Genomic DNA, 11,859 nt, shown 5'->3' with positions numbered 1-11,859 from the left:
GTTAAGCGGTTAGATACTCAATACAACTAACCGCTCTTTTTTACTTGGAAAACCAGATCAATGAAGCCAATCGACCTGTCTTACCATCACGACGATAAGAAAAGAACCGCTCTTTATCGCTATATGTACAATGTTCTCCGCCGTAAATTTCTGTAATTCCCAAAGCATTTAGACGCTGTTTGGCGATTTGATACAGATTACCCAGAAATTTATTTTCCTGTTCCCGATCCGGCATAAAGGCATTTTTAGCTTGAGGATCTTTTGCTATAAATTGCTCAACAACCTCTTTACCGACCTGAAAAAACTTAGGGCCGATAGCAACACCTAGCCAAACTATAATATCTTCTTTGGGAACACGAAATTGCTTAACGGTTTCCTCTAAAATACCGTCGCATAATCCTCGCCAACCGGCATGAGCAGCAGCAACTTCATTGCCTTGTCTATTAGTAAAAAGTACCGGTAAACAATCTGCCGTCATCACCAAACAAACTTGGTTAGCTTGATCACTATAAACTGCATCTGCATTTAAATCCATGCCTTCTTGATAAGGAAGTCGCAGAACTTTTGTACTATGCGTTTGGTTAAGAAAAATAGGATCTTGCGGTAAGCCTAATTCTTTCACTAACAAAGTGCGGTTAATTTTAACCGCACTTTCATCATCACCGACATGATCACCCAAGTTTAAGCTGTCATAAGGTGGAACACTTACACCGCCTTGCCGAGTTGTCATTAGCCCTTGAATATTCGCTACTTGACCGAGATTCGCTTTTATTATTTGCATACTAATAATCTAATTCATCTTTATGTAATTGATAATCTGCTTTTAAGGCATTGATTAATGTTACAAAGTCATCAGGCAAAGGAGCCTCCCATTCCATTATTTCGCCTGTAATGGGATGAGTTAAGCAGAGCATAATTGCATGCAACGCTTGACGTTTAAAATCACGCATCACTTGCATAAATTCTTCACTTGCATTTTTCGGTGGACGAGGACGACCTCCATAAGTTTGATCGCCTAGTAAAGGATGGGAAATATGTGCCATATGCACTCGAATTTGATGAGTGCGTCCTGTTTCCAAACGAAGGCGTAAGCGAGTATAATTGCGGAAACGTTCCATTATACGATAATGAGTTACCGCCGGTTTTCCCAACGGATGAACCGCCATTTGGGTACGTTTTGTCGGATGTCTGGACATGGGTTGATCTACTTTTCCACCTTGTGTCATCACACCAAAAGCAACTGCTTCGTATTCACGTATAATTTTACGTTTTTGTAAATCCTGTACCAATTTTGTTTGTGCCGGAATTGTCTTTGCAACAACCATTAAACCCGTCGTATCTTTATCCAAACGATGAACTATGCCCGCTCTTGGCACTTCTACTATTTTTGGATAATGATACAACAGTGCATTTAATACAGTTCCTCTTTGATTCCCTGCACCGGGATGGACAACAAAATCTTTTGGTTTATTAATAACTAAAATATGCTCATCCTCATAAACAATATTGAGTGGTAAATTTTCAGGTTCAAACCTGCTTTCTTCTTCAATTTCCACACAAATTTCCACTAACTCACCACCGTAAACTTTTGTACGAGCAACATTAATAATTTCGCCATTAACTTTAACTAAATCACCCTCAATCCATGTTTTCAAACGAGAACGGGAATAATCTGGGAACAATTCTGCTAACGTTTGGTCTAAGCGTTGTCCCATATGTTGGGGCTGAATATCGGCTGACAATATCACTTGTGTCATAATAAAAAATCCATCAGATAATTTGCTTATTTAGCAATGTGCTATAAAATAACGAATTATTGTAACATTTATTATTGATTGTAAAAATAAGGATTCACTCATGCATAAATTGAAATCTCTCGCTTTAGTCGCTTTTGCAAGCCTTGCTCTTGGTGCGTGTTCAAGCTCAGGTAAAGCTATTGAAGAAGGAACAGCACAAACTCTTTATGAAAAAGGACACAGCTATCTACAAGACGCAGATTATAGCCAAGCAATTCGTTATTTAGACACGGCCAAAAAACGCTTCCCCGGAAGCCAATATAATGAACAAGTACAATTGGATCTAATTTATGCTTACTATAAATCTCAAGACTACACTAATGCTTTAGTAACAATTGATCGCTTTATTCAACAATACCCGCAAAGCTCGCATTTAGATTATGTCATTTATATAGCAGGTTTAAGCAATTCAGCATTAGGTGATAACTGGTTCCAAGACCTTTTTGGTGTAGATCGTGCGACACGTGAAAGTACGTCTATCAAAACTGCATTTGCTAACTTCCAAACGTTAGTTCAGCATTTCCCAAATAGCCCTTATGCGTCGGATGCTTTAGCACGTATGGCTTATATTAGAGCAAGCCTCGCTCGTCATGAATTGGAAATTGCTAAATTCTATGCAAAACGCAATGCTCATGTTGCTGTAGCAAATCGTGTAGTGGGTATGTTACAACAATATCCTGACACAAAAGCTACTCTTGATGCGTTGCCATTGATGAAAAATGCTTACGAAAAAATGGGACTAACAAAATTGGCTCAACAAGCAGACAGCCTTATTCAAGCGAATCAAAATAAATCTTTTGAAAATGTAGCGAAACCTCAAGAACCTGAATTGCTTGCACCGAAAAAATAAATCAACGCCTAATCCCCTTTTTCAATAAAGGGGATTTTTTTGATTTAGACCGCACTTTTTATTAGACTTCGGCAGGTTTCACAATTTCACTTGGATAACAACCTAAGATTTTCAAGTAGTTACTGAATGCTTTTAGTTCAGTAAAAGCTTGCTGAGCGATAGGGTTATTAATATTAGCCTCAATTTCTAAATAAAACATCTCTTCCCATGGTTTACCATAAATTGGACGTGACTCTAACTTCGTCATATTGATGTTATATTTTTTGAAGACCAATAAAGCATCAACTAAAGCACCCACTTTCTGAGCAGTACTCATTAACAATAAGGTCTTTGTATGAATTTGCGGTGATACTGCGATCGGATGCTTAGCAAGAACAATAAATCGCGTAATATTGTTTTCTTGGTTTGCTATGCCTGACTTTAGTACTTTTAAACCATACAAATTCCCACCGTCTTCATTGCCTAAAGCCGCAATATTAGGTTTATTTAAGCTGGCAACAAGCTGCATTGCATGTGAGCTGCTTTCACAATATTCAATATGAACTCGCTTTAAAGTACGAATAAATTGGCTACATTGCTGAATCACTTGAGGATGACTGTATAAAGTATCAATCTTATCCAAATCATCTTGAGCATTTACCAGAACACAATGTTTAATTGGATAAGCCAATTCACCTACTAAAGAAAGATCTGTATGCTGTAATAAATCATACACTTCATTAATCGCTCCTGAGGTTGTATTCTCCAACGGTACAATACCGTAATCTGCCTCTTCATTTTGCACGGAGGAAAATACCTCATCAAAAGAAGCACAACTTAGCTCAATTAGTTGCTCCTGATAACGAGTTGCATAATTTCTAGCGGCTAAATGAGAGTAGGAACCTCTTTTACCTAAAAAAGCAATATGAATATTCTTCTCTCTTTGCTCATTCAATTTCTTTTGCAAATATACTTGCTGAGTTAATACGGAGTCCTCGATAATTTTTTGGAAAATTTGAGTAATATATTGTGGTTCCAATTGATAATTTTCATTATCCGCAAATTGCACCAACTCTTTCAATAATTGTTGCTCACGTTGAACATCACGCAATGCTTTCTGTGTAATTTCTTTACTGCGTACAACATCAAATGCTAAACGATGACGCTCTGAGAGCAGCTTTAATAAACTGCGGTCAATTTGTGTAATTTGTTGACGAATTTCATTTAAATCTAATGACATATAAAATCCTACGATGAATTGAATATTTTTCCATACCAGCAAGTAATAGGTAAAAGCAAAAACTATAGCTATAAAAAAAGCTATACTTCGCTGGAAATATAGCTTTTATCTTACAACACTAATTTAGATAAAAACCTGTGCAGGAGAAACATAACCTTGCGGGATTTCTTCTTTATCTTCAAAGCTTACTAATTCCCACGCTTCTTGATTTTCAAGTAATGCTCTCAAAAGCTTATTATTCAATCCATGACCGGACTTGTAGGCTTTAAAATCACCGATAATATTATAACCGCACATATAAAGATCACCAATCGCATCAAGCATTTTGTGGCGAACCAACTCATCTTTAAAGCGTAAACCGTCTTCATTTAAAATTCGATAATCATCTAAAACGATAGCGTTATCTAAACTTCCACCTAAAGCAAGACCTTGGGATTGTAAGTATTCAATATCTTTCATAAAACCAAAAGTTCTTGCACGACTAATTTGTTGTACAAAAGCTTGGGCAGAAAAATCCATCACATAATTACGTACATCTTTACCAATTGCAGGATGTTCAAAATCAATTGTGAAATCTAAACGGAAGCCATCATAAGGTTTAAATTCAGCCCATTTATCACCGTCTTCTATACGAATTGGCTTCTTAACACGAATAAATTTCTTCGCTACATTTTGTTCTTCAATACCAGCATCTAATAACAAATAAATAAATGGACTCGCACTTCCATCCATAATCGGAATTTCAGGCGCATCAACCTCAATAATAATATTATCAATACCTAATCCAGCTAAAGCAGCGTTCAAATGCTCAACCGTAGAGATCCGAACCCCATCCTCGTTGATTAAGCATGTACAAAGCATAGTATCACGTACCGCATTTGCATTTGCCGGAAAAGTAACCGGCGGGTTCATATCGGTTCGACAATATATTACGCCTGTATTTGGCATCGCAGGGCGTAAAGTTAATGTCACTTTATTCCCACTATGTAAGCCAACTCCGGTAACTTTTATACTTTGTTTTAATGTTCTTTGTTTAATCATCTTTCTTTAACCTTATTGCTAAACAACAAGATGAACTCTGTTAGTCACGAGAGAAACTTGTTGGGTCTACGGGTCTAAATGCTTTTAATCTCTCTGTAATCGGTGTATCTAAATCATGTCTAGGTTCTGGACGAATATGCTGCTGTTCAACAGGTTTTACGGGCTCATTCAGTGGAGATGTTGACATAATCTGAACATCTTGTCTTTCAATGTCCCCAATTCCTGTTGCAACAATAGTTACCCTAATTTCATCTGACATTTCAGGAACCAACGTTGTACCAACCACCACGGTAGCCTCTTCAGATGCAAATGAACGGATAGTCTCACCTACTGTTGAAAACTCATCTAAAGTTAAATCGAATCCCGCAGTAACATTAACTAAAACACCTCTAGCACCGGATAAATCAACATCTTCTAACAACGGACTGGCAACAGCCTCTTGTGCTGCTTTTTCTGCACGACCATCAGCTGCTGTGCCTTGAACAACACCGGAACCCATCATTGCACGCCCCATCTCAGACATAACAGTACGCACATCAGCAAAGTCCACGTTAATTAGTCCCGGAGAAGTAATCATATCGGATATTCCAGTGACCGCATTACGCAATATATCATTTGCGGCAGCAAAAGCATTAATTAAACTGATATTTTTGCCAAGTACTTTTAATAATTTTTCATTAGGAATAATAATCAGGGAATCTACATGTTTAGATAATTCTTTGATTCCTAATTCGGCAAAATGCATACGCTTTTTACCTTCAAAAGAGAAAGGTTTTGTGACAACAGCAACCGTAAGAATACCTAGCTCTTTTGCAATTTGTGCAACAATAGGTGCTGCACCTGTTCCTGTTCCGCCACCCATGCCGGCTGCAATAAAAACCATATCTGCACCTTCTAACATAGCACGAATAGCATCCTGATCGTCCTCGGCTGCCTTACGTCCTACATTAGGATTAGCTCCCGCACCTAAGCCTTTTGTTGTTTCACCACCGATTTGAACTGTTTTTTGTACATTACTTTTACGCAAAGCCTGAGCATCAGTGTTCACAGCATAGAAAATAATTTTGCCATGATTATCATCTGACATTGGATAAGCCAATTCATCAACGCCAAGTAGCGTCCCGCCAATATCGTTTTGAATCATATTAGCCACCATATGGTTAACAGCATTACCGCCACCGCCACCAACGCCAACGACTTTGATGAGTGCACCTCCGCTAATATCATCGTAATCGTAATCAACCGGTTCAATCATATTTCTTCTCCGTAAATGCTAATTCCCGACTTTAGCACAAAATTAAAACCTAAATTCTGCCTATTGTAGATTAAAAAATCAAATTTTCAAAACTCTGACCGCACTTTATTGACAACTTTCTTACAAATATTCCAAAATTTTTTGCCGACACCGTCAGTTTCTGTATCACTTTCAGATAAAATATCCTCAAAATCATTATTATGATGATGTAATAAACCAACTACGGTTGAATATTGTGGTTTATTTACATAATCAGTTAACCCGGTAATATTAAGTGGGACACCAATCCTCACTTGAGAACCGAATACTTGCGTTGCACATTCTCTTAATCCTTCAATTTGAGCTCCGCCACCAGTAATAACAATTCCAGCAATAAGTTCAAATTTTATCTGTTTATTTTCTAATTGATATTTCAATTGATCCAATTCAGATTTAACTACACCAAGTAATTCCGCATACCTAGCAGAAGTAATAATTGAAAGTTGTTCTTTGCTGATGACTCGAGGTGCTCTCCCACCGATACTGGCAACTTCAATTTTTTTATCTAAAGGATCTAATGGAGGGCTGACCGCACTTCCATAAGCAACTTTAATACTTTCCGCCTCTGTCCTAGAAGTCGCACAAGCATAAGCAATATCGTCAGTCACTCGATTACCCGCATAAGGAATAACCTTACTAAAGCGAATAAAACCATTGGTATAAACCACAATATCCATCGTACCGGCACCAAAATCAATTAAGCAAACACCTAATTCTTTTTCATCTTCAGTCAACACCGCTTGAGATGAAGCATATCCGGAATAAACAACTTTGTTCACTTTTAATTTACAACGTTCAACCGCTTTTTTCAGATTATTTAGCCAATCTTGATGACAAGCGATTAAATGTGCTTGAGCACTTAAACGCACACCTTGCAATCCTAGTGGATCTTTTATATTTACTTGCTTATCCACTGCAAATTCTTGGGGAATTATATGTAATAATGCCAGCCCATCTCCAATACGGACTGAACTCGCTGTATGCAACGCCGCTTCAACTTCCTCTTGAGTCACCTCTTCCTCAGCAATAGGCACAAATCCATTTTCATTCAAACTTTGAATATGCTCACCGGTAATAGCCAATGTCACACTAAATATCTGACTATCTGCAACCGCTTCGGTTGAATCAATTGCTCGTTGAATAGAAGTTACGACCGCATTTAAATCTGTAATGCTCCCCTTATCAATACCTTTAGAAGGACAGCTTCCGGCACCTAATACATTGACAACGCCATCGGGTAATAATTCCCCTACTACAGCAACAACTTTTGAGGTTCCTACTTCTAAACCTACAAATATCTTATCTTCTACAATTCTAGCCATTTTAGTCACTTCACATATTTAAAATTAAATTTAGTCAGAATCTACTACACCGATAGCAGCACCAACACCATATCTTAAATCAACATAAGATAACTTTTTATTTTCAGGTATTTCAATCTGTGGATAAATTGTGAAAAAACGATCCAATTTATCTTTCCATTCTCCACGTCCTAATTTTAATACAACATCGTTCTCTAACACAATTTGCCATGAACCACGCTCATTGATAGCAATTTTTTTTAACAACAAATTTTTTCTCTTCAAATCAAGATAAATTTTATTCCAAGCTTCCAGTACCTCAGCACTTTTATGATCAGGTCCTGACAAATGAGGTAATCCTTGTATTTTTAATTTACTAATTGGTAATTGAAATATTATTCCCTCTGATGACAAAAATTCTGTTTCATTCCAACGTGCAATGGGTAAATGCTCCGTTACCCAAATACTTAAGCGATTGGGCCAAATTTTACGTACTGCCACAGATTTAACCCAAGGTATCATTTCAATTTGCTGTTTAACCAAATCAATATCTTGTCCAAAAAAACCTTTTAACTCACCGCTGTCCGATATTCGAGACAAAACTTCACGAACATCATTGTCATCAGTAAAATTTGTTATACCTGCAATAGCAAATGAATTAATTGAGCTATCATCTAACTTTTCTAAAATCGACTGACGATTACTAACAATAAAAATCAGTATTGCAACCAATAACAACATAACAATAAATTTAATGTTGACAAATCGGTAGGACTTCCGTTTTGTCACTTTCAAATTTTCAGTTACTTTATGCGTTGTTCTCATTTAAAGACTTAGCTCCAAAATTTTGACGACCAATTGCTCGAAAGAATAACCAACAGTTGCAGCTGATTTTGGAAATAAGCTATGACTTGTCATTCCCGGATTTGTATTGACTTCCACTAAGCGGAATTTACCCTCGCCGTCCAGCATGACATCAATACGGCTCCATCCCCTGCAACCCACAACATCATAAGCTTGTTTGACTAATTGACGAAGCTCTTGTTCACGCTCTTCCGTTAATCCTGAGGGGCAAAAATACTGCGTATTATCGGCAATATATTTTGCTTCATAATCATAAAATTCCCCTTGGGGTACAATTTTAATCGAAGGTAAAACTTCGTTACCTAATACCGGAACCGTTAATTCATCACCGGAAAGCCATTCTTCAATCAGTACGGTTTCATCATATTGAAGTGCAAATTCCACCGCACTTTTTAGATCATCAATAGCGTTAACTTTTGTCAATCCGACACTTGAACCTTCCAAAGAAGGTTTAACCATTAAAGGCAAGCCCAATTTTTCTACAACTACTTGCGGATTTAACTGCGAAAAACTAGTGCGAGTAACGACTTCCATATCTGCAACAGGTAACCCGAATGCTTTCCACAACATTTTAGTCCGCATTTTATCCATTGTTAAAGCAGATGCCATTACGCCACAACCCGTATAGGGTAAGCCTATTTGCTCTAATAATCCTTGTATCGTACCATCTTCACCGCCACGCCCATGTAAAATATTGAAAACTCGATCAAAGCCCTGTTCTTTCAACATAGCAACCGGATATTCTTTTGGATCGATTGGGTGAGCATCAAAACCCTGATTACGTAACGCTGTTAAGACCGCATTTCCTGAGTTTAACGACACTTCACGTTCAGCTGAAGTCCCCCCTAATAAGACAGCGATCTTTTGTTGTTTTAATGGTTTAGCCATTTTATATCCTACTTTTTTACATTGTAACTCCGAAGAGCTAATAACTATTCTTTACCCCAAGCCAACGCTAATTCACGAGAAAGTTTGCTCACATTACCCGCACCTTGTGCCAAAATTAAATCACCATCTTGAATAACCTGATCAACAATTTCAGCTAATTGCTTATGATCGGAGACTAAAATCGGATCTACTTTACCTAAATTACGGATTGAACGACACAAAGAGCGACTATCAGCACCGGCGATAGCCTGTTCACCCGCCGCATAAACATCCAGCATAATTAACACATCAACTTGCGATAAAACCTGTACAAAATCATCAAATAAATCTCGAGTACGAGAATAACGATGAGGTTGGAAAATCATCACAATACGTTTATTCTCCCAACCTTGGCGAGCTGCCTGAATGGTTACGTTAACTTCAGTAGGATGATGACCATAATCATCAACTAACATCACTTTCCCATTTGGACGAATAAATTGCCCTAATTGATCAAAACGACGACCGGCACCTTGAAACTCGGCAAGTGCGGTCAGAATCGCCTCATTTTCGATCCCTTCTTCTTTAGCAACGGTTAATGCGGCGGTTGCATTTAAAGCATTATGTTTACCTGGCACATTTAACAACACATCAATACGCTCCCCATTCGGTGCTACAACCGTATAATGCCCCTGAAAACCCGTTTGTTGATAATCTTCTATGCGATAGTCCGCCTCATCACTGAACCCGTAAGTAACCACTTGGCGTCCTACTTGAGAGGATAATTCCATTAAAACGGGATCATCAGCACACATCACAGATAACCCATAAAACGGCAAATTACGCAAGAAATTCACATAAGTTTGTTTCATTTCTTCAAAATCGCCATGATAAGTTTCCATATGTTCAGGCTCAATATTGGTCACTACCGACACCATTGGCTGCAAATGTAAAAAGGACGCATCGCTTTCATCTGCTTCTGCAATTAAATAACGACTGCATCCTAAATACGCATTTGTTCCAGCAGACTTAACCAACCCGCCGTTAACAAAAGTAGGATCTAAACCGGCTTGTGCATAAATCATTGCAACCATTGCTGTAGTAGTCGTTTTACCATGCGTTCCCGCAATAGCAATTCCGTGACGAAAACGCATAATTTCTGCCAGCATTTGTGCACGTTGAATAACCGGTATACGTTTTTCATGTGCTGTAATAACTTCAATGTTATCTCCCTTAATCGCACTGGAAACAACGACAACGCTAGCACCCTCAATATTTGCTGCATGATGAGAGAAAGAAATTTTAGCTCCCAAAGAAATTAAGCGACTGGTTACCGCATTTTCCGCAATATCTGAACCGGTTACTTGATAACCTTCATTTAATAACACTTCCGCTATTCCTCCCATACCGGCTCCGCCAATCCCAACAAAATGAATTTGTTTTACTCGACGCATTTCAGGTACAGTTTGTCTAATTCGTTGTCTAAATGCTTGCATTCATCATTCCTTTATTCATTTACATAGCAAAATGTTCTTTTCATTTTAATTGGCTAAGTTTTAACAGTATCCATTATAACTTCAGCAACACGTTGAGTGGATAACGGCGTCGACATATTTTTTGCTTTTTCCGCCATTTCCAGTAATTTTTCTTTATCTACATTTTTTAATAATTGAGCTATTTTTTCTGCATCCAATTCATGTTGTTCAACAATATAGGCAGCTCCAACATCAGCTAAATATTTTGCATTTAAATATTGTTGTTTATCTTTATGTTGAAAGGGTACAAAAATAGCCGGTGTACCAACAGCTGCAAGTTCACAGACAGTCAATGCTCCGGAACGGCAGATGACGATATCCGCCCAAGCATAAGCCTGAGCTATATCATCAATAAATTCGGTAATTTGTACTGATTCTCGCGTAAGATTAACTTTATCATGATAAAGTGCGGTGACGTTTTCCACCGAACCAGCCCCGACTTGGTGAACAATTTCCAGACGATTAGGCAATTGAGCTAATACTTCCGGTAATATTGTATTCAATATATGAGCCCCTTGACTTCCTCCAACCACTAAAACTTTGAGTATCTCACAAGCAGTGTCAAAACGTTCTTGTGGCATAGGCACAGAAAAAAACGCCTCACGCACCGGATTACCAACGACTTCTGCGTTAGGAAATGTATTTGGAAATGCTTGTAATACCCGTGTCGCAATTTTAGCCAGCAATGAATTCGTTAAACCTAATACAGCATTTTGTTCATGCACAACTACAGGTATGTTACAAAGTTTTGCGGCAACTCCACCAGGTCCAGAGACATATCCTCCCATGCCGAGTACTACATCCGGTTGATATTTCTTTATGATTTTTCTCGCTTGTAGAACCGCTCTTAAAATGACAAAAGGTGCTTTCAATAAAGTTATTAATCCCTTGCCTCTTAAACCGGAAATCTGAATAAACTCAATTGGAATCCCGTGCTTTGGCACCAACTTTGCTTCCATACGGTCCCGAGTGCCTAACCAACAAATATCCCAATCTTGCTTTTGTAAATATTGTGCAACAGCAATAGCAGGGAAAACATGACCTCCGGTTCCGCCAGCCATAACCAATAATTTTTTTCTTTTTGACACGGTA

Annotated in this window: 11 protein-coding genes; 1 reads left to right on the top strand and 10 read right to left on the bottom strand. The window is 38.1% G+C overall.

Annotation, left to right across the window (positions count from 1 at the left end; translation table 11 throughout):
* Positions 1-40: 40 nt before the first annotated feature.
* Both pgeF and rluD read right to left on the bottom strand, forming a co-directional pair.
* Positions 41-781, bottom strand: coding sequence for a peptidoglycan editing factor PgeF (pgeF, locus tag HSM_RS03250; protein WP_012341462.1), 741 nt, complete (start codon positions 779-781; stop codon positions 41-43).
* Between the two features lies 1 nt (position 782).
* Positions 783-1,757, bottom strand: coding sequence for a 23S rRNA pseudouridine(1911/1915/1917) synthase RluD (rluD, locus tag HSM_RS03245; protein ID WP_012341461.1), 975 nt, complete (start codon positions 1,755-1,757; stop codon positions 783-785).
* 100 nt (positions 1,758-1,857) lie between these two features.
* On the opposite strand from rluD, the gene HSM_RS03240 reads away from it, so the two are divergent.
* Positions 1,858-2,646, top strand: a complete 789-nt coding sequence (locus HSM_RS03240) for an outer membrane protein assembly factor BamD (RefSeq protein WP_012341460.1) — start codon at positions 1,858-1,860, stop codon at positions 2,644-2,646.
* A 61-nt stretch (positions 2,647-2,707) separates the two neighbouring features.
* Here HSM_RS03240 and HSM_RS03235 read toward each other — a convergent pair whose 3' ends face one another.
* The 8 genes from HSM_RS03235 to murG all read right to left on the bottom strand — a co-directional run bounded on the left by HSM_RS03235 (position 2,708) and on the right by murG (position 11,855).
* Positions 2,708-3,865 carry a chorismate mutase gene (locus HSM_RS03235; protein ID WP_012341459.1) on the bottom strand — a complete coding sequence of 386 codons (1,158 nt, stop codon included), beginning with the start codon at positions 3,863-3,865 and terminating at the stop codon, positions 2,708-2,710.
* Positions 3,866-3,988: 123 nt separating this feature from the next.
* A complete protein-coding gene (gene lpxC, locus HSM_RS03230; RefSeq protein ID WP_012341458.1) occupies positions 3,989-4,906 on the bottom strand; it encodes a UDP-3-O-acyl-N-acetylglucosamine deacetylase in 918 nt (305 codons plus the stop codon).
* 40 nt (positions 4,907-4,946) lie between these two features.
* Entirely contained in the window at positions 4,947-6,161 is a 1,215-nt protein-coding gene (ftsZ, locus tag HSM_RS03225; protein WP_012341457.1) for a cell division protein FtsZ, read from the bottom strand.
* Positions 6,162-6,247: 86 nt separating this feature from the next.
* Positions 6,248-7,522 (bottom strand): cell division protein FtsA, encoded by a 1,275-nt coding sequence (ftsA, locus tag HSM_RS03220; protein ID WP_011608518.1) that lies wholly within the window; start codon positions 7,520-7,522, stop codon positions 6,248-6,250.
* Positions 7,523-7,552: 30 nt separating this feature from the next.
* Positions 7,553-8,326: a cell division protein FtsQ/DivIB gene (locus HSM_RS03215; protein WP_012341456.1), complete on the bottom strand. Its 774-nt coding sequence runs from the start codon at positions 8,324-8,326 to the stop codon at positions 7,553-7,555.
* Positions 8,327-9,253: a D-alanine--D-alanine ligase gene (locus tag HSM_RS03210; protein WP_012341455.1), complete on the bottom strand. Its 927-nt coding sequence runs from the start codon at positions 9,251-9,253 to the stop codon at positions 8,327-8,329.
* A gap of 44 nt (positions 9,254-9,297) precedes the next feature.
* On the bottom strand, positions 9,298-10,728 hold the full coding sequence (gene murC, locus HSM_RS03205; protein WP_012341454.1) for a UDP-N-acetylmuramate--L-alanine ligase: 1,431 nt from the start codon (positions 10,726-10,728) through the stop codon (positions 9,298-9,300).
* Positions 10,729-10,781: 53 nt separating this feature from the next.
* On the bottom strand, positions 10,782-11,855 hold the full coding sequence (murG, locus tag HSM_RS03200; RefSeq protein ID WP_012341453.1) for an undecaprenyldiphospho-muramoylpentapeptide beta-N-acetylglucosaminyltransferase: 1,074 nt from the start codon (positions 11,853-11,855) through the stop codon (positions 10,782-10,784).
* Positions 11,856-11,859 lie beyond the last annotated feature (4 nt).

Origin of the sequence: Histophilus somni 2336 (assembly GCF_000019405.1) — a bacterium.
In the GTDB taxonomy this organism is placed as follows: Bacteria; Pseudomonadota; Gammaproteobacteria; order Enterobacterales; family Pasteurellaceae; genus Histophilus; species Histophilus somni.
This window is presented reverse-complemented; position numbering and strand designations above follow the sequence as displayed.